Annotated in this window: 21 protein-coding genes; 10 read left to right on the top strand and 11 right to left on the bottom strand. The window is 70.7% G+C overall.

Annotated features, from left to right (window positions below; translation table 11 throughout):
• The first annotated feature begins 33 nt into the window (after positions 1-33).
• From ACZ3OF_RS26930 to ACZ3OF_RS26920, 3 genes are all read left to right on the top strand, one after another.
• Positions 34-825: a ComF family protein gene (locus tag ACZ3OF_RS26930; protein WP_467307251.1), complete on the top strand. Its 792-nt coding sequence runs from the start codon at positions 34-36 to the stop codon at positions 823-825.
• A gap of 295 nt (positions 826-1,120) precedes the next feature.
• Complete coding sequence (gene hpf, locus ACZ3OF_RS26925; protein WP_361673807.1) at positions 1,121-1,801, top strand: ribosome hibernation-promoting factor, HPF/YfiA family; 681 nt, start codon at positions 1,121-1,123, stop codon at positions 1,799-1,801.
• Between the two features lie 209 nt (positions 1,802-2,010).
• Positions 2,011-2,766, top strand: coding sequence for a response regulator transcription factor (locus tag ACZ3OF_RS26920; RefSeq protein ID WP_361673805.1), 756 nt, complete (start codon positions 2,011-2,013; stop codon positions 2,764-2,766).
• A 60-nt stretch (positions 2,767-2,826) separates the two neighbouring features.
• Here the strand turns inward: ACZ3OF_RS26920 and ACZ3OF_RS26915 are convergent, their stop codons facing one another.
• Positions 2,827-3,990: a winged helix-turn-helix domain-containing protein gene (locus tag ACZ3OF_RS26915; protein ID WP_361673803.1), complete on the bottom strand. Its 1,164-nt coding sequence runs from the start codon at positions 3,988-3,990 to the stop codon at positions 2,827-2,829.
• Between the two features lie 80 nt (positions 3,991-4,070).
• On the bottom strand, positions 4,071-4,652 hold the full coding sequence (locus tag ACZ3OF_RS26910) for a GNAT family N-acetyltransferase (protein WP_361673801.1): 582 nt from the start codon (positions 4,650-4,652) through the stop codon (positions 4,071-4,073).
• A gap of 312 nt (positions 4,653-4,964) precedes the next feature.
• Here ACZ3OF_RS26910 and secA point away from each other — a divergent pair, with 312 nt between their 5' ends.
• On the top strand, positions 4,965-7,772 hold the full coding sequence (gene secA, locus ACZ3OF_RS26905; RefSeq protein WP_361673799.1) for a preprotein translocase subunit SecA: 2,808 nt from the start codon (positions 4,965-4,967) through the stop codon (positions 7,770-7,772).
• 84 nt (positions 7,773-7,856) lie between these two features.
• On the opposite strand, the gene ACZ3OF_RS26900 is transcribed toward secA, so the two are convergent.
• Positions 7,857-8,333: an Rv3235 family protein gene (locus tag ACZ3OF_RS26900; protein ID WP_467307268.1), complete on the bottom strand. Its 477-nt coding sequence runs from the start codon at positions 8,331-8,333 to the stop codon at positions 7,857-7,859.
• Positions 8,334-8,691: 358 nt separating this feature from the next.
• On the opposite strand from ACZ3OF_RS26900, the gene ACZ3OF_RS26895 reads away from it, so the two are divergent.
• Together ACZ3OF_RS26895 and ACZ3OF_RS26890 are read left to right on the top strand one after the other, a co-directional pair.
• Positions 8,692-9,198: a DUF6912 family protein gene (locus tag ACZ3OF_RS26895; protein WP_361673797.1), complete on the top strand. Its 507-nt coding sequence runs from the start codon at positions 8,692-8,694 to the stop codon at positions 9,196-9,198.
• Positions 9,199-9,233: 35 nt separating this feature from the next.
• Positions 9,234-9,893 carry an HAD family hydrolase gene (locus tag ACZ3OF_RS26890; protein WP_361673795.1) on the top strand — a complete coding sequence of 220 codons (660 nt, stop codon included), beginning with the start codon at positions 9,234-9,236 and terminating at the stop codon, positions 9,891-9,893.
• A gap of 134 nt (positions 9,894-10,027) precedes the next feature.
• Here the strand turns inward: ACZ3OF_RS26890 and ACZ3OF_RS26885 are convergent, their stop codons facing one another.
• A complete protein-coding gene (locus tag ACZ3OF_RS26885) occupies positions 10,028-10,582 on the bottom strand; it encodes a DJ-1/PfpI family protein (RefSeq protein ID WP_361673794.1) in 555 nt (184 codons plus the stop codon).
• 383 nt (positions 10,583-10,965) lie between these two features.
• Between ACZ3OF_RS26885 and ACZ3OF_RS26880 the strand changes: the two genes are divergently transcribed.
• On the top strand, positions 10,966-15,924 hold the full coding sequence (locus tag ACZ3OF_RS26880) for an NAD-glutamate dehydrogenase (protein WP_361673792.1): 4,959 nt from the start codon (positions 10,966-10,968) through the stop codon (positions 15,922-15,924).
• A 64-nt stretch (positions 15,925-15,988) separates the two neighbouring features.
• Here the strand turns inward: ACZ3OF_RS26880 and ACZ3OF_RS26875 are convergent, their stop codons facing one another.
• The 3 genes from ACZ3OF_RS26875 to ACZ3OF_RS26865 are packed head-to-tail and all read right to left on the bottom strand — an operon-like array spanning position 15,989 to position 19,256.
• Positions 15,989-17,461 (bottom strand): glycosyltransferase 87 family protein, encoded by a 1,473-nt coding sequence (locus ACZ3OF_RS26875; RefSeq protein WP_467307245.1) that lies wholly within the window; start codon positions 17,459-17,461, stop codon positions 15,989-15,991.
• A gap of 45 nt (positions 17,462-17,506) precedes the next feature.
• Positions 17,507-18,325 (bottom strand): ABC transporter ATP-binding protein, encoded by an 819-nt coding sequence (locus ACZ3OF_RS26870; RefSeq protein WP_467307242.1) that lies wholly within the window; start codon positions 18,323-18,325, stop codon positions 17,507-17,509.
• Entirely contained in the window at positions 18,318-19,256 is a 939-nt protein-coding gene (locus ACZ3OF_RS26865; protein WP_467307240.1) for an ABC transporter permease, read from the bottom strand. Before ACZ3OF_RS26865 ends, ACZ3OF_RS26870 begins: the two co-directional genes overlap by 8 nt.
• Positions 19,257-19,370: 114 nt before the next feature.
• Between ACZ3OF_RS26865 and ACZ3OF_RS26860 the strand changes: the two genes are divergently transcribed.
• Complete coding sequence (locus ACZ3OF_RS26860) at positions 19,371-19,976, top strand: TetR/AcrR family transcriptional regulator (protein WP_361439392.1); 606 nt, start codon at positions 19,371-19,373, stop codon at positions 19,974-19,976.
• Between the two features lie 10 nt (positions 19,977-19,986).
• On the opposite strand, the gene ACZ3OF_RS26855 is transcribed toward ACZ3OF_RS26860, so the two are convergent.
• The gene (locus ACZ3OF_RS26855; RefSeq protein WP_361673787.1) at positions 19,987-20,961 is read right to left on the bottom strand and encodes a helix-turn-helix transcriptional regulator; all 975 of its coding nucleotides are present in this window, start codon (positions 20,959-20,961) and stop codon (positions 19,987-19,989) included.
• Between the two features lie 154 nt (positions 20,962-21,115).
• Between ACZ3OF_RS26855 and ACZ3OF_RS26850 the strand changes: the two genes are divergently transcribed.
• Together ACZ3OF_RS26850 and ACZ3OF_RS26845 are read left to right on the top strand one after the other, a co-directional pair.
• Positions 21,116-21,511, top strand: a complete 396-nt coding sequence (locus tag ACZ3OF_RS26850; RefSeq protein WP_467307238.1) for a RidA family protein — start codon at positions 21,116-21,118, stop codon at positions 21,509-21,511.
• Positions 21,512-21,577: 66 nt separating this feature from the next.
• The gene (locus tag ACZ3OF_RS26845; protein WP_361673783.1) at positions 21,578-22,069 is read left to right on the top strand and encodes a DUF488 domain-containing protein; all 492 of its coding nucleotides are present in this window, start codon (positions 21,578-21,580) and stop codon (positions 22,067-22,069) included.
• Positions 22,070-22,131: 62 nt separating this feature from the next.
• On the opposite strand, the gene ACZ3OF_RS26840 is transcribed toward ACZ3OF_RS26845, so the two are convergent.
• From ACZ3OF_RS26840 to ACZ3OF_RS26830, 3 genes are all read right to left on the bottom strand, one after another.
• The gene (locus tag ACZ3OF_RS26840) at positions 22,132-22,962 is read right to left on the bottom strand and encodes a carbohydrate ABC transporter permease (RefSeq protein ID WP_361673852.1); all 831 of its coding nucleotides are present in this window, start codon (positions 22,960-22,962) and stop codon (positions 22,132-22,134) included.
• Positions 22,963-23,267: 305 nt separating this feature from the next.
• The gene (locus ACZ3OF_RS26835; RefSeq protein WP_467307266.1) at positions 23,268-24,599 is read right to left on the bottom strand and encodes a carbohydrate ABC transporter permease; all 1,332 of its coding nucleotides are present in this window, start codon (positions 24,597-24,599) and stop codon (positions 23,268-23,270) included.
• The gene (locus ACZ3OF_RS26830) at positions 24,596-25,969 is read right to left on the bottom strand and encodes an ABC transporter substrate-binding protein (protein ID WP_361673779.1); all 1,374 of its coding nucleotides are present in this window, start codon (positions 25,967-25,969) and stop codon (positions 24,596-24,598) included. The genes ACZ3OF_RS26835 and ACZ3OF_RS26830 overlap by 4 nt, the downstream gene beginning before the upstream one ends.
• Positions 25,970-26,035 lie beyond the last annotated feature (66 nt).

Raw genomic sequence — 26,035 nt, 5'->3', positions numbered from 1 at the left:
GCCGGGGCGGTCCCGCAGGAGGACAGTGGAGCCATGCGGGGGTGGTGGCGCGAGATCGCCGGACTGGTTCTGCCGGTCGCCTGCGGAGGCTGCGGCAGGCCCCGTACGGAGTTGTGCCCGTTCTGCCGGGCGGAGCTGACCGATCGGGGGCCGCGCCGGGTCCGTCCGCGCCCCGAGCCGGCCGGGATGCCGACGGTGCATGCCGCCGCGCCGTACGCCGACACCGTGCGTTCCGTGTTGCTCGCCCACAAGGAACGCGGCGCGCTCTCCCTCGCCCGGCCTCTCGGGTCCGCGCTCGCGGGCGCCGTGGAAGCCGCTGCCGGGCACTGTGACGGCCCCGGGACCCTCCCCCTTCTCCTTGTACCCGTGCCATCGTCCCGTCGCTCGGTGCGGGCACGTGGCCACGATCCGACCCGGCGCATCGCGCTGGCCGCCGCGGGTCGGCTGCGCCGTCAGGGGCGGGCCGCTCGGGTGATTCCGGTGCTGCGGCAGCGCCGCGCGGTCGCGGACCAGTCGGGGCTCACCGCCCACGGGCGGTTCGCCAACCTGGCCGGGGCGCTGGAGGTCGTGGCGGGCGGCCGGCGGCTCGTCGAGCGCGGCAGGGTGGTGCTGGTGGACGATCTGATGACGACGGGTGCCTCGTTGGCGGAAGCGGCGCGGGCACTCGGTGCCGTACATCCGCCGTTCATTTCAGGATTGGACGGAGACGGAATGGAGAGGCGATTCGTACAGACCGCGGCGGCGGTGGTGGCTTGTTCGCCATCGTCGTTCGATATAAACCGGAACGGACTGGCGACTTGCATCGTTGCAGGTGATGAGAGGTGAAAACACCCGTACGGAGGTATGTGGCTGCAGCGGGTGCCGACACCCGACCGAACGAGCTATGTTCGGTTGTGAGGAGTGGCGAAGGCTACCGCCTCACCGAATGCACGGGTGCGCCTACAGGACAGGAGTTCAGGGCGAATTAACCTCAAGTTGGTGGGGTGGGGATCTTGCCGACTGGGGAGGAGGAGGTGAACGTCGCCAAGTCCGAGGCTCCGGCATTCACCGGAGTCTGGTGCAAAGGGAGATGCTCAGCGGCTCAGGAGCCGATCTGAGCGATCCGGGAACGGAGTTCTGCGTGGACATCGTCGTCAAGGGCCGCAAGACCGAGGTGCCCGAGCGGTTCCGCAAGCACGTGGCCGAGAAGCTGAAGCTGGAGAAGATCCAGAAGCTCGACGGCAAGGTGATCAGCCTCGACGTCGAGGTGTCCAAGGAGCACAACCCGCGGCAGGCCGACCGGTCCGACCGTGTGGAGATCACCGTCCATTCCCGAGGCCCGGTCATCCGGGCGGAAGCGGCGGCCGGCGACCCGTACGCAGCGCTCGACCTCGCCCACGGCAAGCTCGAGGCCCGACTGCGCAAGCAGCACGACAAGAGGTACACGCGCCGCGGCAGCGGCAGGCTGTCGGCGGCCGAGGTCGCCGATGTGGTGCCGGGCGTCGCACAGCTCAACGGAAGCGGCGAGCTGGTCGGCGAGGAGTCCGGAGCGGTGCCCACCACGATGATGGGCTCGATCGAAGTGCAGGGCGAAGGCCCCCTGGTGGTCCGCGAGAAGACGCACAGGGCCGCCCCGATGACCCTCGACCAGGCGCTCTACGAGATGGAGCTCGTCGGTCACGACTTCTATCTGTTCGTCGACTCCGACACGAAGCAGCCGAGTGTCGTCTACCGGCGACACGCGTACGACTACGGCGTCATCCATCTGGAGAGCGACCCGCTCGCCGAGGGTGGCGGCGCCGGTGGTGCCCTCGGCGGCTGACCCACAGCCGCAGGACCACACCCCATATCTGTCCGTCACGGTGCCCCTGGAGCGCCCCATGCGCCCCCAGGGGCACCCCCGTGCTACCACGGGATCACCGCGTCGTCGCCCGGGCATGAAATCATGGCCTGCACGCCAACCTCTGCTCCAAGAGCAGAGGTTGAAGGACCGAACACGAATTCAGGCCACGGCCTTCAGGGGGAGGAACGATGGCGGACAGCTTCGGGCCGGTGCACAGCGGGCGGGAGTCCGATGGCGCGGCCATCCCCGAGGGGCCGGATTCGGACAGCGGGGACTCCCGCAAAGAGCCGATCCGGGTCCTTGTGGTGGACGACCATGCCCTGTTCCGCCGGGGCCTGGAGATCGTCCTCGCGCAGGAGGAGGACATCCAGGTCGTCGGAGAGGCCGGTGACGGGGCCGAAGCCGTCGACAAGGCAGCGGATTTGCTGCCCGACATCGTCCTGATGGATGTCCGGATGCCCAAGCGGGGCGGCATCGAGGCCTGCACCTCCATCAAGGAGGTGGCCCCCAGTGCGAAGATCATCATGCTGACGATCAGCGACGAGGAAGCCGATCTCTACGACGCGATCAAGGCGGGCGCGACCGGATATCTCCTCAAGGAGATTTCCACGGACGAGGTCGCCACGGCGATTCGCGCGGTGGCCGACGGTCAGTCGCAGATCAGCCCCTCGATGGCGTCCAAGCTCCTCACCGAATTCAAGTCGATGATCCAGCGCACGGACGAGCGCCGGCTCGTTCCGGCGCCGCGGCTGACCGACCGCGAGCTGGAGGTCCTCAAGCTCGTCGCGACCGGGATGAACAACCGGGACATCGCGAAGGAGCTGTTCATCTCTGAGAACACGGTGAAGAACCACGTCCGGAACATCCTGGAGAAGCTTCAGCTGCACTCCAGGATGGAGGCCGTCGTCTACGCGATGCGGGAGAAGATCCTCGAGATCAGGTGAGGGCCCCCGCGAGGTGTCGGGTGAGGGCCCCGCGGGGGCGGGCGAGGAGCCGCCCGCGGGTCAGGCGAGGGCCGCGGTCAGGGCGGGGGTCAGGTCCGGGCGGTTCGTACGCTCGATCCGTACGGCGTCACAGCCCACCCACTCGGCCGCCTCGCGCAGCGCCTGCGCCATCGGGCCGACCGCCTTGGCGGTGTCCAGCGACACCTGCCGGGCCACGAGCGTGCTTCCCTCGCGCGCGGGGTCGACCCGGCCCAGGAGCTTTCCGCCCGAGAGCAGCGGCATCGCGAAGTAGCCGTGCACACGCTTCTGCTTCGGCACGTACGCCTCCAGGCGGTGCGTGAAGCCGAAGATCCGCTCCGTCCGCGCCCGCTCCCAGATGAGCGAGTCGAACGGCGACAGCAGCGTCGTACGGTGCCGGCCGCGCGGCTCGGTCGCCAGCGCCGCCGGATCCGCCCAGGCCGGCTTCGACCAGCCCGCCACCGTGACCGGGACCAGACCCGAGGCCTCCACGACCGTGTCGAACTGCTCGGCCTTCAGCCGGTGGTAGTCGGCGATGTCCGCGCGCGTGCCCACGCCCAGCGCCTCACCCGCCTGCCGCACCAGCCGTCGAAGGCACTCGATGTCGTCCAGGTCGTCGTGCAGCACGGCTTCCGGGATCGCCCGCTCGGCCAGGTCGTAGACCCGCTTCCAGCCACGCCGCTCGGTGCACACCACCTCGCCGTACATCAGCGCCCGCTCGACGGCGACCTTCGACTCGGACCAGTCCCACCACTCGCCCTTGTTCTTCGCGCCGCCCAGCTCCGTCGCGGTCTGCGGCCCCTCGGTCCGCAGCTGCTTGATCACCGCGTCGTACGCACCGTCCGGGAGGTGGTGGTACCACTGCGGGCGGGAGCGGTAGGCGCGGCGCCGGAAGGCGAAGAGCGGCCACTCCTCGACGGGCAGGATGCAGGCGGCGTGCGACCAGTACTCGAAGGCGTGGACATCGGTCCAGTACGCCTCCTCGACGGTCGTACGGCCCACGGCGCCCAGGCGGGCGTACGGAATCAGTTCGTGCGAGCGCGCCAGGACGGAGATCGTGTCGAGCTGCACCTGTCCCAGGTGGCGCAGGACGCCCCGCACCCCCGCGCGGCGGTCGGGCGCGCCCAGGAATCCCTGGGCGCGCAGGGCGATCCGGCGGGCTTCGTCCGCGGACAGTTCGGCGACGGGCGGCGGCACAGTGGTCATGATCCGCACCCTAGAGGGCGGCACTGACACTCGCGGGCCGGACCGGACAAGCCGGCTCGGGGCCCGCACGCGGGAGCCGCTCAGGCCTCGGGGCGGGGAGCCGGCAGGTACGGAAGGGGGCTGGGGAGGCCCAGGTCCGAGGGGAGCAGGCCGCCGACCCAGGTGTCCCGGAGGACCCCCTTGTTCGGTAGCGCGGACCGCAGGACGCCCTCGATCCGGAAACCGGCCTTCTCGGCCGTCGCCCGCGAGCCGGTGTTGCCGACCTCGGCCCGCCACTCCAGACGCGTACAGGCCAGGTCGGTGAAGGCCCAGCGGGCCACGGCGTGGACGCTCTCCGTCATGTAGCCGCGGCCCCGGTGCTCCTTCGCCGTCCAGAAGCCGACCTCCCAGCCCCCCGCGCGCGGGTTGTGCAGCGCGACGGCGGCCAGGATCGGGCCGCCCTCCCGGAGCCGTACGGAGAACGAGTACTCGGTGTCGTTGCGCCAGCCGTCCGGGACGACGCGGTTCAGGAAGAACTCGGCGTCCTGGATCCCGTACGGCGACGGCACCGTCGTCCAGCGCTGGATGTCGGGGTCCTGGCAGATGGCGTGGACCTCGGCGGCGTCCTCCGGCCCGAACGTGCCGAGGGTCAGGCGTTCCGTGGTCAGTGTCGTGGGCTCCATGACGGAATTCTGGTGAAGTGGCCGCCCTGGGGCGAACACTTTTCGGATCTCGGAGCCCTCGCCCGGAAGGGATACTTCCGGATCCCGGAAACCCGGACGGGGAAACGAACACTTTTCGGGCCCGGCGGCACCTTCGGCGCGTCTCGAGCGTTCTCATTCCGGGCAGCGGTGACGCTCCGGTCCTTCGGGCCTCCCGGCGCGGCGGCGGTCTCGCTTACGATGGCCGTTGCGGTGGGGACCACCTGCCGTGCCCGCGCCCGAGTCCATCACACGACCCAGTGCCAGGCCCGACCGGCAAGGAGACCAGCCTCAGTGTCCGTCTTCAACAAGCTCATGCGTGCAGGCGAAGGCAAGATCCTGCGCAAACTGCACCGCATCGCGGACCAGGTCAACTCCATCGAAGAGGACTTCGTCAACCTCTCCGACGCCGAGTTGAGGGCGCTCACCGATGAGTACAAGCAGCGGTACGCCGACGGTGAGAGCCTCGACGACCTGCTCCCCGAGGCCTTCGCGACCGTCCGCGAGGCCGCCAAGCGCGTCCTCGGCCAGCGTCACTACGACGTGCAGCTGATGGGTGGCGCCGCCCTCCACCTCGGCTACGTGGCCGAGATGAAGACCGGTGAGGGCAAGACCCTCGTCGGCACGCTCCCCGCGTATCTGAACGCGCTGTCCGGCAAGGGCGTGCACCTGATCACGGTGAACGACTACCTGGCCGAGCGCGACTCCGAGATGATGGGCCGCGTCCACAAGTTCCTGGGCCTCAAGGTCGGCTGCATCCTCGCCAACATGACGCCGGCCCAGCGTCGCGAGCAGTACGCCTGCGACATCACGTACGGAACGAACAACGAGTTCGGCTTCGACTACCTGCGCGACAACATGGCGTGGTCCAAGGACGAGCTCGTCCAGCGCGGCCACAACTTCGCCTGCGTCGACGAGGTCGACTCCATCCTGGTCGACGAGGCCCGTACGCCGCTGATCATCTCCGGCCCGGCCGACCAGGCCACCAAGTGGTACGGCGACTTCGCCAAGCTGGTCACCCGCCTCACCCGCGGCGAGGCCGGCAACCCCCTCAAGGGCATCGAGGAGACCGGCGACTACGAGGTCGACGAGAAGAAGCGGACCGTCGGCATCCACGAGTCCGGCGTCGCCAAGGTCGAGGACTGGCTGGGCATCGACAACCTCTACGAGTCGGTGAACACCCCGCTCGTCGGTTACCTGAACAACGCCATCAAGGCCAAGGAACTGTTCAAGAAGGACAAGGACTACGTCGTCATGGACGGCGAAGTCATGATCGTCGACGAGCACACCGGCCGTATCCTCGCCGGCCGCCGCTACAACGAGGGCATGCACCAGGCGATCGAGGCGAAGGAAGGGGTGGACATCAAGGACGAGAACCAGACGCTCGCCACGATCACCCTGCAGAACTTCTTCCGCCTCTACGACAAGCTCTCCGGCATGACCGGTACGGCCATGACCGAGGCCGCCGAGTTCCACCAGATCTACAAGCTGGGCGTCGTCCCGATCCCGACGAACAGGCCGATGATCCGCAAGGACCAGTCCGACCTGATCTACCGGACCGAGGTCGCCAAGTTCGCCGCCGTCGTCGACGACATCGCGGAGAAGCACGAGAAGGGCCAGCCGATCCTCGTCGGCACGACGTCGGTCGAGAAGTCCGAGTACCTCTCGCAGCAGCTCTCCAAGCGCGGCATCCAGCACGAGGTGCTCAACGCCAAGCAGCACGACCGTGAGGCGACGATCGTCGCCCAGGCCGGCCGCAAGGGCGCCGTCACCGTCGCCACGAACATGGCCGGCCGAGGCACCGACATCAAGCTCGGCGGCAACCCGGACGACCTCGCCGAGGCCGAGCTGCGCCAGGCGGGCCTGGACCCGGTCGAGCACGTCGAGGAGTGGGCCGCGGCCCTCCCCGGCGCCCTGGAGCGCGCCGAGAAGGCCGTGAAGGCGGAGTTCGAGGAGGTCAAGGAGCTCGGCGGGCTGTACGTGCTCGGCACCGAGCGCCACGAGTCGCGCCGGATCGACAACCAGCTGCGCGGCCGTTCCGGCCGTCAGGGCGACCCGGGCGAGTCCCGCTTCTACCTCTCGCTCGGCGACGACCTGATGCGCCTGTTCAAGGCGCAGATGGTCGAGCGCGTCATGGCCATGGCCAACGTGCCGGACGACGTGCCGATCGAGAACAAGATGGTCACGCGCGCCATCGCCTCCGCGCAGTCGCAGGTCGAGACCCAGAACTTCGAGACGCGTAAGAACGTCCTGAAGTACGACGAGGTCCTCAACCGTCAGCGTGAGGTCATCTACGGCGAGCGCCGCCGCGTCCTGGAGGGCGAGGACCTGCACGAGCAGATCCAGCACTTCATGGACGACACGATCGACGACTACATCCGCCAGGAGACCGCCGAGGGTTTCGCGGAGGAGTGGGACCTCGACCGGCTCTGGAACGCGTTCAAGCAGCTCTACCCGGTGAAGGCCACCGTGGAGGAGCTGGAGGACGCGGCCGGCGACCGCGCGGGCATCACGGCCGAGTTCATCGCCGAATCCGTCAAGGACGACATCCACGAGCAGTACGACGCCCGGGAGAAGTCGCTCGGCTCGGACATCATGCGTGAGCTGGAGCGCCGCGTGGTCCTCTCCGTGCTCGACCGCAAGTGGCGCGAGCACCTCTACGAGATGGACTACCTCCAGGAGGGCATCGGCCTGCGCGCGATGGCGCAGAAGGACCCGCTGGTCGAGTACCAGCGCGAGGGCTTCGACATGTTCACCGCGATGATGGAGGGCATCAAGGAGGAGTCCGTCGGCTACCTGTTCAACCTGGAGGTCCAGGTCGAGCAGCAGGTCGAGGAGGTCCCGGTGCAGGACGCGGTTCCCTCCCTCACCAAGGACGCGGTGCCGGCTCCCGCCGGGCGTCCGGAGATCCGCGCCAAGGGCCTGGAGGCCCCGCAGCGTCCGGACCGGCTGCACTTCACCGCGCCGAAGGTGGACGGTGACGGCAGCGTCGTCGAGGGCGACTTCGTGAGCGAGGACGCCGCGGCCGGCGGGGACGGGCTGACGCGGGCGGAGCGTCGCAAGGCGCAGAAGAGCAGCGGCGGGCGTCGCCGCAAGAAGTAACCCCCGGTGGGGGAGGAGGGGCCGGACACCTGGTGAGGTGGCCGGCCCCTTCGTCATGGGCACCGGTGTTCACGACCGCGGTGCTCATCGTCGGGCCGGCTGGGTGGGCACGCGCGCGTGGAGGCCGTCCAGCTCGACGGCGGCGCAGCGCCAGCGGCGGTCGGCGCCGAGTTCCAGCCGGAAGGCCATGGCGCGCACGCCCCGGTCCGTGGCGATGCTGGCGAACGCCTCCAGGGCGCCCCGGGCGGGCTGGGCGCGGCAGCTGCGCAGTACGGGGCGGATGCCGGGACCCCCGAAGGGGGTCGTCGGGGCGAGCTGGACCAGCTGCTCGTACGCCTCTCCCACGGTCTGGCCCAGCATCCAGTGCACGGGCCGCTGACCGCTCAGGACGAGCAGCAGGCGCTCGGCGAAGTGGGCATGGGTGGGGAGGACGCGCGGAGCGGTGCGGACGGGTGGGGAGGCCGCTCCGGGGCGGGTTCCGGCCGAGCCGCGGGGGCGGGTGCCGGCGGGGCCGTGTGGAGCGGAGCGGGGGCGTGGGGTCCTGGGGCGGGTCGTGGCCATGGGGGTGGCGGTCGGGGCGGTGCGTCGCCCGGTGGCCGGGGTGCTGTCGGGCGTGCGCGTCGTCGTGGTGATGTCCATCGGTGGTCCGTCCCCGTTGCCTCGCGCCCGGTGTTCTACCGGGCGGTAACTTCTGTTGGGGATCTTGTACGGGGACGGTTCGCGGCCTCGCAAGGCGGCGGAGAGGCCCGGGCGGCCGTTCGGCAGGTTCACCTATCAGAGTGAGGGAGCGGCCCTCGGGGTCTGTCGGGGCGGGGCGCGGGGATGCCTCGGGTGGACCGGCGAGACGGCCTCCTGAGGACCCCGAAGGGGGACTCCGCACGTATCCTGAGGGCGTTTCCGACTACGAAAGCGGCCAGCCATGCGCGTCTACGTCCCCCTGACCCTCCCCGGTCTCGCACAGGCGCACAAGGCGGGCGAGCTGGGCCCCGGCCCGCTGACCGCCTACGCCGTGACCCCCGTGCTGCGCGAGTGGTACGTCTCGGACGACATCGAGGAGCTCGAGTACGCGGCGCTGAGCCGGGCCGCGGCCGCCTCGCTGCGGCAGCTCGCCGGAGACCCCTCGGCCGCGCGGCGCCGGATCGTCGTCGCCGTCGACGTACCGGACAAGGACGCGGTCGTGGACCCGGACCGGGGGCTGGACGCCGGTTCGCTGGGCGAGGTCCGTATCGCCGGAGCCGTACCGCTGGCCAAGGCGGCCGCCGTGCACGCCGACGCGGACGACGCGGAGGCGGACGTCTCGGCGGCGGCGGACGCGCTGGGCGCCGCGGACCAGGGCGACGACGACGCGCAGTTCACCGTGGACGGGGCCGAGGACCACGAGCTGCTTTGGTACGGGGTGCAGGAGATTCCGGGGCTGCTGCACTGAGGACCCCTGTCGGTGCGGCCCGGTACCGTCTTCGCATGGGGAAGCACGGTAAGCACCTGGTCTGGGACTGGAACGGCACGCTGCTCGACGACATCGAGGCGGTCATCGGCGCGACGAACGCGGCCTTCGCCGAGCTGGGGCTTGAGCCGATCACTCTCGCGCGGTACCGCGATCTGTACACGGTGCCGGTGCCGAAGTTCTACGAGCGGCTGATGGGGCGGCTGCCCACGGAGGCCGAGTGGGCGCTGATGGACGGCGCCTTCCACCGGCACTACTGGCAGCGGGCCGAGGCCTGCATGCTGACGGCCGGGGCGGCGGAGCTGCTGGCCGCGCGGCAGGATTCGGGGTTCACGCAGTCGCTGCTCTCGCTGGCGCCGCACACGGAGCTGGTACCGCTGGTGCGGAGGCACGGGATCGAGCCGCGGTTCGTGCGGGTGGACGGGCGGATCGGGTCCTCGACGGAGGGGAAGTCGGCGCACATGGTGCGTCACCTGGAGGCGCTCGTCGGTGTGCCGGCGGACCGGGTGGTCGTCATCGGTGATGCCGCCGATGACGCACGGGCGGCGGCGCATGTGGGGGCGCGGGCGGTTCTGTACACGGGTGGGTCGCACAGCCGGGCGTCGCTGGAGGCGGTCGGGGTGCCGGTCGTGGACTCGCTGGCGGAGGCGGTTGCGGTGGCGGAGGAGCTGATCTAGGCAGCCGGGATCGGGGCGGGGCCGGGTGCGGCCCGTGGGTGGTGCGCCGGGGGTTCCCCGCCGCACCGCCCGCACCGCCCGCCCGCACCGCCCGTACAACCGAGACGTCGACCGCGGGTCGGAGACCCCCGCCCTCACGGCGTCGTGCGCAGGACCTTCAGGAACTCTCGCATCCAGGCCGGGTGGTCCGGCCAGGCGCGCGAGGAGATCAGCGTGCCGTCCACCACCGCCTCCGTGTCCTGGAACGTGGCGCCCGCCGCCTGCATGTCCAGTTCCAGCGCCGGGTACGAGGTGACCCTGCGCCCCTCCAGGCCGCCGATCGCCGCCGTCAGGAGGGGGCCGTGGCAGATCTGGGCCACCGGCTTGTCCGCGTCGAAGAAGGACTTCAGGATCTTGCGGAGCTCCGGGTCGTTGCGCAGGTACTCCGGTGCCCGGCCGCCCGGGATCACCACGGCCACGTAGTCGCCGGGATCCACCTCCGAGAACGCCAGGTCCGCGGGCCAGCTGTAGCCCGGCTTCTCGGTGTACGTGTCGTAGCCCGGCTCGAAGTCGTGGACGACGAAGCGGAGCTGCTTGCGGGCCGGCGCCGCGATATGGACCTCGTACCCCTCCTCCAGAAGCCGCTGGTAGGGGTACATGACCTCCAGCGACTCCGCCGCGTCCCCGGTCACGATCAAGATCTTTGCCATGGCGACTCCCGGATCTCGGTCTCGGCTCCCTGCCCCAGGACACTGTGTCGCTGTCCATAACGTCAAACTTCCACCCCCTCTTTTGTACACATACGGACCATGACGATCGGGGGGGCGGGAGCGATAGGCTTTTCCCGTGATCAGCGCGATACGCCGAGGGGGCAGCGAAGCCCCCGGCCATCGCCCGGAGCGCCACGGCGTCCGGGCGGACATGGCGTTCGCCGATTCTCCCGTCCTGAGCGCGGCGCCAGAAATGGCCGATAACGGCTCGGACATCTCTCATCGCGGCATAACGTCGACTCCGACCGGTAACACCGCGTCGTGGCGTTGTGTCCTTTCTTCCACCGACGTCACGCAACGGCGCGCGACAGGAGCCAGAGGACATGCAGACCAAGCTGGACGAAGCCAAGGCCGAGCTGCTCGCACGGGCCGCCCGGGTAGCTGAGACCGGCCCGGTCGGGGGGCAACTTCCGACGGGGCCCGAGAACGGGAAGCGCCCGGACGGGGACACCGTGCTCGACTACCTCCAGCGCTACTACCTGCACACCGCGCCCGAGGACCTCACCGACCGAGACCCGGTGGACGTCTTCGGCGCCGCTCTCTCGCACTACCGGCTCGCGGAGAACCGCCCCCAGGGCACCGCGAGCGTCCGCGTCCACACCCCGACGGTCGAGGAGAACGGCTGGACCTGCAGCCACTCCGTCGTCGAGGTCGTCACCGACGACATGCCCTTCCTCGTCGACTCCGTGACGAACGAGCTGTCCCGCCAGGGCCGCGGAATCCACGTCGTGATCCACCCGCAGGTCCTCGTCCGCCGCGATCTGACCGGCAAGCTCATCGAGGTCCTGACCACCGAGCCCAAGGGCGACCTGCCCCACGACGCGCTCGTCGAGTCCTGGATCCACGTCGAGATCGACCGCGAGACCGACCGCGCCGACCTCAAGCAGATCACCACCGACCTGCTGCGCGTCCTTTCCGACGTCCGCGAGACCGTCGAGGACTGGGAGAAGATGCGCGACGCCGCGCTGCGCATCGCCGAGAACCTCCCCGACGAGCCCACCGCCGACGATCTGCGCCCCACCGAGGTCGAAGAGGCCCGCGAGCTTCTGCGCTGGCTCGCCGCCGACCACTTCACCTTCCTCGGCTACCGCGAGTACGAGCTGGTCAACGGGGACGCGCTGGCCGCCGTCCCGGGCACCGGCCTCGGCGTCCTGCGCTCCGACCCGCACCACGGCGGCGACGACGACCACCACGCCCACCCCGTCTCGTCCTCCTTCAGTCGGCTGCCCGCCGACGCCCGTGCCAAGGCGCGCGAGCACAAGCTGCTGATCCTCACCAAGGCCAACAGCCGCTCCACCGTGCACCGCCCCTCGTACCTCGACTACGTGGGCGTGAAGAAGTTCGACGCCGACGGCAACGTCGTGGGGGAGCGGCGCTTCCTGGGCCTGTTCTCCTCGGCCGCGTACACCGAGTCCGTCCGCCGGGTCCCGGTCATCAGCCGCAAGGTCCAGGAGGTCCTGGACGGCGCGGGCTTCTCGCCGAACAGCCACGACGGCCGTGACCTGCTCCAGATCCTGGAGACGTACCCCCGCGACGAGCTCTTCCAGACCCCGCCCGACGAGCTGCGCGAGATCGTCACCAGCGTCCTGTACCTCCAGGAGCGGCGGCGGCTGCGGCTCTACCTGCGCCAGGAGGAGTACGGCCGGTTCTACTCGGCCCTCGTCTACCTCCCGCGCGACCGTTTCAACACGACGGTCCGTGAGCGTCTGACCGACATCCTCAAGGAAGAGCTCCAGGGCACCAGCGTCGACTTCACGCTGATGAGCACCGAGTCGGTGCTCACCCGGCTGCACTTCGTCGTCCGCGTCGCCCCCGGCACCGAGCTGACCCACCTCACCGACGCCGACCGGGAGCGCATCGAGGCCCGGCTCGTCGAGGCCGCCCGCTCCTGGGCCGACGGCTTCGCCGAGGCGCTCAACGCCGAGACCGGCGAGGAGCGCGCCGCCGAGCTGCTGCGCAAGTACGGCAACGCCTTCCCCGAGGGCTACAAGGCCGACCACTCGCCGCGCGCCGCCGTGGCCGACCTGGTCCACCTGGAGCAGCTGAGGCACTCCGGCAAGGAGTTCGCGCTCTCGCTGTACGAGCCCGTCGGCGCCCGTCCCGGCGAGCGACGCTTCAAGATCTACAAGTCCGGCGACCAGATCTCCCTCTCCGCCGTGCTGCCGGTGCTCAACCGGCTCGGGGTCGAGGTCATCGACGAGCGTCCGTACGAGCTGCGCTGCTCCGACCGCACGCACGCGTGGGTCTACGACTTCGGTATGCGCATGCCCGCCCCGACCGCCAACGGCGCCTCGTTCAGCGACGACGCCCGTGAGCGGTTCCAGGAGGCGTTCGCCGCGACCTGGACCGGCGAGGCCGAGAACGACGGCTTCAACTCGCTGGTGCTGAGCGCCGGGCTGACCTGGCGCCAGGCCATGGTGCTGCGCGCCTACGCGAAGTACCTGCGCCAGGCCGGCGCGATGTTCAGCCAGGACTACATGGAGGACACCCTCCGGGACAACGTCCACACCACCCGGCTGCTCGTCTCGCTCTTCGAGGCCCGGATGTCGCCGGAGCGCCAGCGCGCCGGAGTCGAGCTGATCGACGCGCTCCTCGAGGAGCTGGACGCCGCCCTGGACCAGGTCGCCAGCCTGGACGAGGACCGCATCCTCCGCTCCTTCCTGACCGTCATCAAGGCGACCCTGCGGACCAACTTCTTCCAGAACGCGGCGGACGGCGCCCCGCACTCCTACGTGTCGATGAAGTTCGACCCGCAGGCCATCCCCGACCTCCCCGCGCCGCGTCCGGCGTACGAGATCTGGGTGTACTCCCCGCGTGTCGAGGGCGTCCACCTGCGGTTCGGCAAGGTCGCCCGAGGCGGCCTGCGCTGGTCCGACCGCCGTGAGGACTTCCGTACCGAGATCCTCGGCCTGGTCAAGGCGCAGATGGTGAAGAACACCGTCATCGTGCCCGTCGGCGCCAAGGGCGGCTTCGTCGCCAAGCAGCTCCCGGACCCGTCCGTGGACCGCGACGCCTGGCTGGCCGAGGGCATCGCCAGCTACAAGACCTTCATCTCGGCGCTGCTCGACATCACCGACAACCTGGTCGCGGGCGAGGTCGTCCCGCCGGCCGACGTGGTCCGTCACGACGAGGACGACACCTACCTCGTCGTCGCCGCGGACAAGGGCACCGCGACCTTCTCCGACATCGCCAACGAGGTCGCCGTCTCCTACGGCTTCTGGCTCGGTGACGCCTTCGCCTCGGGCGGCTCGGCCGGCTACGACCACAAGGGCATGGGCATCACCGCCCGCGGCGCCTGGGAGTCCGTCAAGCGCCACTTCCGCGAACTCGGCCACGACACGCAGACCGAGGACTTCACCGTCGTCGGCGTCGGTGACATGTCCGGCGACGTCTTCGGCAACGGCATGCTGCTCTCCGAGCACATCCGCCTCGTCGCGGCCTTCGACCACCGCCACATCTTCATCGACCCCAACCCGGACGCGGCCGTCTCGTACGCCGAGCGGCGCCGCCTCTTCGAGCTGCCCCGCAGCTCCTGGGCCGACTACAACACCGAGCTGCTCTCCGCGGGCGGTGGCATCCACCCCCGTACCGCCAAGTCGATCCCGGTCAACGCGCAGATGCGCGCCGCTCTCGGCATCGCGGCCGGCATTACCAAGATGACCCCGGCCGAGCTGATGCAGGCGATCCTCCACTCGCCCGTCGACCTGCTGTGGAACGGCGGCATCGGTACGTACGTCAAGGCGTCCACCGAGTCGAACGCGGACGTCGGCGACAAGGCGAACGACGCCATCCGCGTCAACGGCGAGGCCCTTCGGGTCAAGGTCGTCGGCGAGGGCGGCAACCTCGGCCTGACCCAGCTCGGCCGCATCGAGTTCGCCCGCAAGGGCGGCCCCGAGGGCGAGGGCGGCAAGGTCAACACCGACGCCATCGACAACAGCGCCGGCGTGGACACCTCCGACCACGAGGTCAACATCAAGATCCTGCTCAACGGGCTCGTCACCGACGGCGACATGACCGTGAAGCAGCGCAACAAGATCCTCGCCGAGATGACCGACGAGGTCGGCGCGCTCGTCCTGCGCAACAACTACGCGCAGAACGTCGCCCTGGCCAACGCGGTCGCCCAGTCGCCGTCCCTGCTCCACGCCCACCAGCGCTTCATGCGCCGCCTGGGCCGCGACGGCGCCCTGGACCGCTCGCTGGAGTTCCTGCCCAACGACCGGCAGATCCGCGAGCTGCTCAACACGGGCAAGGGCCTGAGCCAGCCGGAGATCGCCGTTCTCCTCGCGTACACCAAGATCACGGTGGCCGACGAGCTGATCGGCACCGAGCTGCCGGACGACCCGTACCTGCGCCGGCTGCTCCACGCCTACTTCCCGACGCAGCTGCGCGAGAAGTTCACGGACGCGGTGGACAACCACCCGCTGCGCCGCGAGATCGTCACCACGGTCCTGGTCAACGACACCGTCAACACCGGCGGCTCGACCTTCCTGCACCGCCTCCGCGAGGAGACCGGGGCGTCGATCGAGGAGATCGTCCGCGCGCAGACCGCCGCGCGCGCCATCTTCCGGCTCGGCGAGGTCTGGGACGCCGTGGAGGCGCTCGACAACCAGGTCCCGGCCGAGATCCAGACCCGGATGCGGCTGCACTCCCGCCGACTGGTCGAGCGCGGTACGCGCTGGCTGCTCGGCAACCGGCCGCAGCCGCTCCAGCTCGCCGAGACGATCGACTTCTTCGGTGAGCGCGTGGAGGAGGTCTGGGGCGAGCTGCCGCAGCTGCTGCGCGGCGCGGACCTGGAGTGGTACCAGTCGATCCTGGAGGAGCTGACCTCCATGGGCGTGCCGGAGGAGCTCGCCCTGCGGGTCGCCGGCTTCTCCTCCGCCTTCCCGACGCTCGACATCGTCGCGATCGCGGACCGCACGGCCAAGGAGGCGATGGCGGTCGCCGAGGTCTACTACGACCTGGCCGACCGGCTGCGGATCACCCAGCTCATGGACCGCATCATCGAGCTGCCGCGCGCCGACCGGTGGCAGTCGATGGCCCGCGCCTCCATCCGCGAGGACCTGTTCGCCGCCCACGCCGCCCTGACGGCCGACGTGCTCTCGGCGGGCAACGGGACCTCGACGCCGGAGGAGCGGTTCAAGGCCTGGGAGCAGAGGAACGCGGCGATCCTCGGCCGGGCGCGCACCACGCTGGAGGAGATCCAGGGCTCGGAGACGTTCGACCTGGCGAACCTGTCGGTGGCGATGCGGACGATGCGTCAGCTGCTGCGCGCGCACAGCTAGGCATCGTCGACAGGACGCATGTGAGAAGGGCCCCGCCGGTCGTCCGGCGGGGCCCTTCCGCTTGTCACTCCTGCGGCTGCGAGATCGGCGGCGGGGGTTCCGGCCGTGTCGTGGAGGTCCACAGGCGGCGCGCGGCGAGCAGCGCGCACGCGAGGAGCAGCCCGTTGCGGACCACCATGACCGCCACGCCGGGCAGGGAGCCGGCCACCACGTCGTCGTAGAGGACCGGGTACGCGAGCGAGCTCAGCCCGGCAGCGGGAAGCAGCATGAGCGCCACCGGACGCATCACGGTCCGGCGGGAGGTCAGACAGACGGCGGCGAGGCCGAGCAGCCAGACCATGTACTGAGGGCTGATCACCCGGCTCGTGACGGTGAAGAGCAGGACGGCGGCGAGCGCCGCGTCCAGCGGGGTCGCCTCGGTCCAGGTGCGCGCCCGCAGCCGCCACACCAGCAGCCAGACGAACGCGAGGACGGTCAGGAGCAGCGCGAGCCGGCCCAGACTGGAGACGTACGGGCCGACGTATTCGAAGGCGCCGTAGCGGTACTGGGCGGTGCCCGGCCAGACTCCGGCCCACTGGGCGACCGCGAGCGCTGTGCCGCCCAGCGACTCGATCTGGACGCCTCTGCTGCCCTGCTGGCGCAGGAAGCCGAGAGAGTGCGAGAAGAAGAGGGCGAGGGTCGCGAGGAGGGCGGCGGCCGTGGCTGCGGCCGCGATCCAGGCGTCGCGGGTGGTACGGCCCCGGGGGGTGCCGATAAGGGCGAGAACCGGCCACACCTTCACGAGCGCGCCGACCCCGGCGAGCACGCCGCCCAGCACGCCGCCGAGGCGGGGGACGGCGCGCGTGCGCGAGGTCAGGGCGAGCAGCGCCAGGACGGCGAGGGCGGTGGCCTGGACGTCGTAGCGGGCCAGCGGGATGTGCAGGAGCAGCGGCAGTCCGCAGACCCAGACCCAGGCCCCGTGGGTGACGCGGCTGCTGTCGGCGCGGGCGAGGGCGAGGGTGACGGCGGCGTCGGCGAGGAGCGTGAGGGCGACGAAGGCCTGGAAGTAGGTGAGCCAGGGCAGCGCGCCGGGGGACATGATCACCAGGCCGGCGCCGGGCGGGTACTGCCAGGTGACGTCGTTCACGGGGAAGGTGCCGTGGCCGAACTGCCGGTACCAGTGCTGGTAGAGGACGTACACCTCGCGGCCGACCCCGCCGACGCCCAGGCTGTCGCGCAGCAGGAGCAGCAGCATGCCGGCCCGGGTGAGGGTCCAGACGACGGTGAGGGCGAGGGCGGGGCCGCGGCCGACCTGGACGAAGGTGGCCGAGGTGAAGGTGTCCGAGGCGAAGGGGGAGCTGGTGAGGGCGGGGGGCGGCGGGGCGCAGGTGGCCTTGGCGCCCGTGCCCGCGCCGGAGCCGGGTGCGGCGTGGCCGGTTGCCGGTTCGGCGGCGTGGCCGGTTGCCGGTGAGGCGTGCGGGCCTGTCCCCGGTGCGTCGTCCGGTCCGGAGTCCGGGTCGGGAGGGGGCGGCGGGGTGCGGTCGCGATGCGTCGTCATCGAAACCGCACTCTATTGCTGTTTGGGTGGATATCAGGTCTTTTGTCAGGCCTTCTTGGTGAACGCCTCGTACGCCGCCACCACCTCCTTCGCCGGACCGTCCATCCGCAGCGTGCCCGCCTCAAGCCACAGCGCCCGGTCGCAGGTCTGCGTGATCGTGGAGTTGGAGTGCGAGACCAGGAAGACGGTGCCCGCCTCGGCCCGCAGCTCGTTGATCCGCTCCTGGCTGCGGCGGCGGAACCGGGCGTCGCCCGTGGACAGCGCCTCGTCGATCAGCAGGACGTCGTGGCTCTTGGCCGCCGCGATGGAGAAGCGGAGGCGGGCGCCCATGCCGGAGGAGTACGTCCGCATGGGCAGCGAGATGAAGTCGCCCTTCTCGTTGATCCCGGAGAAGTCCACGATGTCGTCGTAGCGGGCGTCGACCTCCGCGCGCGTCATGCCCATCGCGAGCCCGCCCAGGATCACGTTGCGCTCGCCGGTCAGGTCGTTCATCAGGGCCGCGTTCACCCCGAGGAGGGAGGGCTGGCCGCGGGTGTAGATCCTGCCCTGATTGACGGGCAGCAGGCCCGCGACGGCCTTCAGGAGGGTGGACTTCCCCGATCCGTTCGAACCGATCAGGCCGATCGCCTCACCTCGGTACGCGGCGAAGCTGACGCCCTTGACCGCGTGCACCTTCCGGGCGCCGGGAGTGGCGCGGCGGGTGAAGATCCGGTTGAGCGCGGCGGTGGCGCTGCCCTTGCCGGTACGGGCGCCGTTGACGGTGTACGTGATGTGGACGCCGTCGGCGACGACGGTGGGGGTGCGTTCGGATCGCGACGCCGCCGGGGTCGCCGTCGGGCTCGTCGTCAGGGTCTGTTCAGCCACGGCCGTACGTCTCCTCTGCCTTCCAGAAGTAGATGAATCCGCCCACGAAGGCCACCAGCGCCCAGCCGGCGCCGAGCGCCCAGACGTGCGGGGGCAGACGGTCGGCGGTGAAGCTCTCGATCAGCGCGAAGCGCATCAGGTCGATGTAGACGCTCGCCGGATTGCACTGCAGGACCGTGATCGCCAGGTCGGGGATCCGACCGCTCCGCGCCAGATGGTCGAGGGACCACATGACCCCGGAGGCGTACATCCAGGTGCGGAGGAGGAACGGCATCAGCTGCGCGATGTCCGGGGTGCGGGCGGCGAGCCGGGCCATGACGAGCGCGACCCCGGCGTTGAAGAGCGCCTGGAGGAACAGCGCGGGCAGGGCGAGCAGCCAGCTCGGGCGGGGGAACTCGCCGAAGCAGAACAGGATCCCGACCAGCGCGCCGAGCGAGAGCACGAGCTGCTGGAGCTGTTGCAGCGCCAGGGCCAGCGGAAGGCTCGCGCGGGGGAAGTGCAGGGCGCGGACGAGCCCGAGGTTCCCGCTGATCGCCCGCGTGCCGGTCATGATCGACTGGGAGGTGAAGGTCCAGACGAAGACACCGGTGATCAGGAACGGCACATAGTCCGGGATGCCCTCCTGGACGTTCATCAGGATGCCGAAGATCAGGTAGTAGACCGCCGCGTTGAGCAGCGGGGTCATCACCTGCCAGAGCTGGCCGAGCTTCGCGTGGCTGTACTGCGCCGTGAGCCGGGCGGTCGCGAACGCGGAGATGAAGGCGCGGCGTGACCAGAGCTGTCGGACGTACGCGGGGAGGGTCGGGCGGGCGCCACTGACCGCCAGGCCGTGGCGCAGGGCGAGCGCGCGCAGGTCCTGCGCGGCCCGGGAGTCGGGTTTCGTGAGCGTCTCGGTGGTCACGAGGTCGCTTTCGGCGAGGGGGCGGGGCATCGCTGACGACGGAACGGGTCCGTATCGTCGCTACGGGGAGAGTAGGACGTGGAGACGTCGCAACGCAACCGTTTCGTCGTGACGTCCGGTTGCGCGGTTGGTTAGGATCCGCCCATGACGACACGCCCCGGATCCCCCCGCCGCGCCCCCGCGGGAGCCGCCGTGCTCCGGGAGGACGTGACCGAGGCCATCCGCGCCGCCGTCTTCGAGGAGCTGGCCACCGTCGGTTTCGCCCGGATGTCCATCGAGGGCATCGCGCGCCGCGCGGGCGTCGGCAAGACCGCCGTCTACCGCCGCTGGAAGTCGAAGCTCTCGCTCGTCCTCGACCTGCTCGGCGCGTTCGCCACGCAGGGGCTGCCGGCGCCGTCGACCGGGTCGCTGTACGGGGACGTGCGCGCGCTCCTCGAGGTCGGCTCGCACGCCCTGCGCCACCCCGTGGCCTCCCAGGTCATCCCGGACCTGCTGGTGGAGGCCGCCAGGCAGCCGGAGATCGCCGACGCGATCAAGGCCGCCCTGCTCGACGGCCAGCAGGGCGTCGTCGCGCAGATCGTCCGCGAGGCCGTGTCACGCGGCGAACTGCCGGACGGAACCGACCCGGAGCGCGCCCTCGACCTGATCGTCGGGCCGCTCTACTGGCGACTCGTGGTGGTGCGCGGCGAACTGCCGAAGGGGTACGTCGACGACCTGGCGCGCTCGGCGGTGGCGGCGCTCACGGCCTAGGGCGAGACCCTCAGGGCGACGCCCCGTACCGGGTGGCGATCGCGGCGGCGCGGTCACGCAGCGAGGTGCGCAGCCACTCCGGGGCCAGTGCCTCCGCGTCCGTCGCGAGCTGCCACAGCGCCCATTCGGCATGTCTCGGATCCTGGAAGGTCACCTCGAGGCGCAGCCTGCCGTCCGCGTCGGTCTCCTCGTCGAGGACGGCCAGAGCGGTGCCCACCAGCTCCTCCCTCCGCGCCGGATCCACCCGTACCTGCACGGCGACCTGGTCGCCGCCGGTCCGGAACCGCGTGCCGCGTTCCTGCCAGGCCCGGTCCAGATCGACCCGGTCCGGTCGCTGAGCGGGTTCGGCGAGCTCCTCGGCGGCCAGGACCCGGGACAGCCGGTAGGTGCGGTCCGCTCCGGACCTCGTGGCCAGCAGGTAGCCCCGGTCCCGGACGGTGACCAGGCCGATCGGGTCCACCGTGCGCCACTTCGGGGGCTGGTCCACCGCCGCGTAGTGGATGCGGAGCTTGTGTCCGGCGAACACCGCGCGCAGGATCTCGGCCGTCACGGTGTCGGGCACCTCCTCGGCGACCAGCGGGCGCGAGAGGAGGTCGGTCTCCGGATCGATGAGCAAGCGCCCGGCCGCGCCGGCCGCGGTCTCCCGATAGCTCTCGGGCAGCGCGTCGACCACCTTGAGCATCGCCGAGGCGAGCGCCGAGCCCAGGCCGAACGCCTGCGCGCCGCGCCGCGATCCGGCGACCAGCAGGGCGAGGGCCTCGTCGTGGTTCAGCCCGGTGAGCTCGGTCCGGAAGCCGGGCAGCAGCGCGAAACCGCCGTGCCGGCCGCGTTCGGCGTAGACCGGGACACCGGCCGCCGACAGCGCCTCGATGTCGCGCAGCACGGTGCGGGTGGACACCTCCAGCTCGCGGGCGAGCGCGGTCGCGGACAGCCGGCCGTGCTGTCGCAGCAGCAGTACCAGCGAGACCAACCGGTCGGCGCGCATGCGGCGACCCTACTGAAATACATGACAGAGGGTGTCGCGATTCGCTGCGAGGCTTTACAGCACGACGAGGCAGCCCCTGGCTGCCGAGCCGTGGGGCGTACGCCGTGGGACGTGCGTACGCGAGGTCGACGAATCGAACGGAGCTGTGGTGGCGATGGAGCGAACGGCGGTCAATCCGTGGGCGTGGTCGGTGGAGTTGGGTTACAACCAGGGCGAGGTCGTCTCCGGGCAGACCCGGACCCTGTACTGCGCCGGACAGACCGCGATGAACGGCGACGGCAAGCCCGTGCACGCCGGTGACATGGCGGCGCAGGTGGCGCTGAGCCTCGACAACCTGGAGGCCGTGCTCGGCGAGGCCGGCATGTCCCTCGCGAACCTCGTCCGGCTCAGCGTCTACACCACCGACGTCGACCGGCTCTTCGCGCACTACGGGGTGCTGGCGTCGCGGCTGGGCGCCGCCGGGGTGGCACCGCCCACCACCATGCTCGGGGTGACTCGGCTCGCGATCCCCGATCTGATGGTCGAACTCGAGGGGACCGCCGTCGCGTGACGCGACCTCGCCGCCGCCGGAGCGCGGCCGGTCGGAGCGCGTACGAGAGTGGGATGCGGGTGGGTGATGTCCGTGCTCGGCATGGTGACGATCGGCGTCTACGGCTTCGACGGTGCGTCCTTCCTGCAACGCCTGCGGGACGCGGATGTGCGTCTGCTGCTCGACGTGCGCCAGCGCCGGGGTGTCCGCGGCCCCGAGTACGCCTGGGCGAACTCACGCCGGCTGCAGACGGCCCTCGCCGAGGCCGGGATCGCCTACGAGCGCCACCCCGAGCTGGCCCCCACCACCGAGTTGCGCCGGCTCCAGTACGCGGAGGACGATCGCCAGGGAGTCGGCAAGCGCTCGCGCCGCGAGCTCGCCGCCGAGTACACCCGCCGCTACACCGCCGAGATCCTCGACCGCGCCGACCTCACTCCGATCGTGTCGGGGCTGCCGAGCCGGGGGACCGCGGCGCTGCTCTGTGTCGAGCGTGACCCGGAGGCCTGCCACCGCTCGCTGATCGCCCGGCGGCTGGCCGAGCGGCACCACGTCAGGATCGGGCACCTGCGCCCGTCGTGACGTACGGCGCGGTACGGGTCCGGCCACGCCGCCGGACCCGTACCGCGCGGCCCGCTTCGGCGCTACTTCACCGCCCCCGCCATCACGCCCGTGACGAACTGCCGCTGGAAGGCGAAGAAGACAGCCAGCGGGATCACCATCGACAGGAACGCGCCTGGCGCGAGCACGTCGATGTTGTTCCCGAACTGCCGCACCTGCTGCTGCAGCGCCACCGTGATCGGCGGCGACTCGGAGTCGGCGAAGATCAGCGCGATGAGCATGTCGTTCCACACCCACAGGAACTGGAAGATGCCGAGCGAGGCGATCGCCGGCCCGCCGAGCGGCAGGACCACCCGGGTGAAGAGCCGGATCTCGCCCGCCCCGTCCAGCCGGGCCGCCTCCAGCAGCTCCTTCGGGATCTCCGCGAAGAAGTTCCGCAACAGGAAGATCGCGAAGGGGAGTCCGAACGCGGTGTGGAAGAGGACGACCCCGAGCGTCGTCTCGAAGACGCCGATCGCGCCGAAGAGCTTCGAGACGGGCACGAGCGCGACCTGCACCGGCACCACGAGCAGCCCGACGACCACCAGGAACCACCAGTCGCGGCCGGGGAACTCCAGCCAGGCGAAGGCGTATCCGGCGAGCGAGCCGATGACGAGGACCAGGAGCGTGGCCGGGACGGTGATCTGGATCGTGGAGACGAGGGAGCGGGTGATGGTCTCGTTGGAGAGGAGGGCGGAGTAGTTGTCGACGGTCAGCTGGGCCGGGGAGGTGAAGACCTTCCACCAGCCGCTCTCGCTGATGTCGGTGGGGCCGCGGAGCGAGGAGAGCAGCAGCCCGACCGTCGGCATCAGCCAGAAGAGACCGACGAGAACCAGGAAGACCCGCATCACGCCGCCGGCGGCGCGCGCGGCCAGCCGGGCACCGAGCGAGGCGACCGGTCGGGCCCCGGGCCCGGCAAGCGTCCGAGACCCGTCCCGGACGGCGGCGGCCGGAGGCGTTCCGGCGCGGGAGCCCCGGGGCGAGCCGATCCGGGGTCCCGGCGGGGAGCCCGACGCAGCGGGAGAGCCGAGGCCCGGTGCGGAGCTGTCGCCCGACGCGGCCGTAGGGCCGTCGCCCGACGCGGCCGTAGGGCCGTCGCCCGACGTGGCCGTGGGGCCGTCGCCCGGTGTCGCGGGAGAGCCGAGCCCGGAGCCGTCCTTGTCGTCCTCGTTCGTCGCCGTCACCTGCGGGCCTCCCTTCGCATCCGGCGGATGTTGAACGCCATCACCGGGATCACCAGCAGGAGCAGCAGGACGGCGATTGCGGAGCCGACCCCGAGATCCGCGTCCGTGCCGAAGGACGAGCGGTACAACTGGAGCGCCAGCACGTTCGCGTCGTCCTGTGCCGAGCCCGGCGCGATGATGAAGACCAGGTCGAAGATCTTCAGCACGTTGATCATCAGGGTGACCAGGACGACGGCGAGGACCGGTGCGAGCAGGGGGACGGTGATCCGGCGGAACACCTGCCACTCGTTCGCCCCGTCGACGCGGGCCGCTTCGAGGAGTTCGCGCGGCACGCTCGCCAGACCGGCCGCGATCAGGACCATCGCGAACCCGGCCCACATCCACACGTAACTGCCGATGACCGCCGGGGTGACGAGCGAAGGTCCCAGCCACTCCACGCCGTTGTACTGCTCGCGGAAGTTGCTCGCGGGCAGCCGCAGGACCGCGCCGTCGGCCGAGGCGGGGAGCGTGAACGAGCCGTCGGCCGCCGCCCGTGTCGTGGCCACCACCGTCCCGTCCCTCACCGCCTCGATCCGCAGCCCCTTGAGCCCGACCTCCTTCGCGTCCACGGCGTTCGGCTTCCCGCCGCCGCCCTTGGTGAAGTCCAGCCACGCGGTGCCGGTGATCCCGCCCTCCCGCGACGGCGCGGGTTCGTGCGCCGGGCGGGCGTCCTTCGGCATCTGCGCCGGCGCGACACCGATCAGCGGGAGCCGCGCCGGCTGTCCCGTACGGACCGGGCTCTTCGTCACGTACGCGCCGCCGCCCGCCGCCTCCAGCGGGTGGACCGGCAGAGGGCGCGCCCGCGGGAAGCCGGACGATTCGGCGAAGGTGTCGTGGACGCCGACCCAGACGGCGTTGGCGACACCCCGGTCCGGATCCTGCTCGTACACCAGCCGGAAGATGATTCCGGCGGCCAGCATCGAGATCGCCATGGGCATGAATACGATCAGCTTGAACGCCGTGCCCCAGCGCACCCGTTCGGTGAGCACCGCGAAGATCAGGCCGAGCGCGGTCGCGACGGTCGGGGCGACGACCGCCCAGATCGCGTTGTTCCGGACGGCGGTGAGGATCGTGTCGTCGGTGAAGAGGGCGACGTAGTTGTCGAGTCCGGCGAAGGAGTCCCCGGACCTGTCGAAGAACGAACGCTGGACGGAGTACCCGATGGGGTAGACGACGAGCGCGCCGAGCAGGACCAGTGCGGGGAGGAGGAACCCCGCCGCGACGGTCCTGCGCGTGCCCGTGACCGTGGGGGCCTTGGGGGCCCTGGACGCGGACGCCACCCGCGTCAGCTCTTGTACGCCTTGGCCGCGTCGGCCTCCAGGCGCGCCTGGGTCCCCGCGATGTCCTTCGGGTTCTTCAGGAAGTCCTGCAGCGCCTTCCACTCGCCCTTGCCGGGCGTGCCGCCGAACGACTGCGGCATCTGGTCCGACATGTCGAAGCGGAAGTCGTCCCCGGACTCCAGGAGCGCCTTGGCGATCTCCCGCTGGACGTCGTTCGGGTACGCGGCCAGGTCCAGGCCCTTGTTCGGCGAGAGGTAGCCGCCCGCGCCCGCCCAGATCGCGGCCGCGTCGGGGGAGGCGAGGAAGGTCAGCAGGGCCTGGGCGCCCTTGGTGTCCTTCAGGGCCACCGCCGCGTCGCCCCCGGTGACGACCGGGGACGCCGAACCGACCGCCGGGAAGGGGAAGACCTTCGCGTCCGTACCGATCTTCGCGCTGGTCTGCGCGATGTTGATGGCCGAGAAGTCGCCCTCGAAGACCATCGCCGCCTTGGGCTGGTCGCCGCCGGTGAAGGTCTGGGTGACCGAGGTGGGGAACTCCGTCTGCAGAGCGCCCGCCGCGCCGCCCGCGATCAGTTCCGGCTTGCCGAACAGCTCGCCGAGGGTGGTGAGCGCCTGGGTGACGGACGCGTCCGTCCACTTGATCTCGTGCTTGGCGAGCTGGTCGTACTTGGCCGGGCCCGCCTGGGAGAGATAGATGTTCTCGAACCAGTCCGTGAGCGTCCAGCCGTCCGCGCCGCCGACCGAGACGGGCGTGACACCGGAGGCCGAGATCGTCTCCGCGGTGGTCAGGAACTCCTTCCAGGTCTTGGGCTCGGTGGCGCCCGCGTTCTCGAAGGCGGCGTTGTTGTACCAGATCAGGGACTTGTTTGCGGCCTTGAAGTACACGCCGTACTGCGTGCCGTCCACGGCGCCGAGGTCCTGCCAGCCCTGGGAGTAGTTCTTGGCGAGCTGCTCCTTGGCGTCGGGGCCGACGGGCTTCAGCCACTTCTGGGCGGCTGCCTGCTGGATCGCGCCGACCTGGGGGAGCATCGCGACGTCGGGCGGGGAGCCGCCGGCGATCTTCGTGCCGAGGAAGTTCACGATCGGGTCCTGGGCGGGCACGAAGGTGACGGTGGCGCCGGTGCGCTTCTCGAACTCCTTCAGGACCTTGGTGAAGTTCTCCTGCTCCGGGCCGGTCCAGACGGCGGCGACCTCGATCTTCTCGCCCTTGAGCGAGGGCAGCTTCAGGGAGCTGCTCGACGTGGCCGGTGGGCCGGGTTCCTTGGTGCCGTCGCCCTTGTCCTCGCCGCCGCCGCAGCCGGCGAGCGCGAGTGCGAGGGTGAGCGCGGTGACCGTGACGACGGTCGGTGCGGCTCTGCGTGTACGAAGAGTTGTACGCATTTCTGCCCCGTCTCTCCTGTGCGCGGTGCGTGTCCCGTGCGCTCAGGTCTACGCCGGGGGCACCGG

The organism is Streptomyces sp. NPDC022552 (assembly GCF_055561875.1).
Note: the sequence above shows the minus strand (reverse complement) of the source record. Positions and strands in the feature narration are given on the sequence as shown.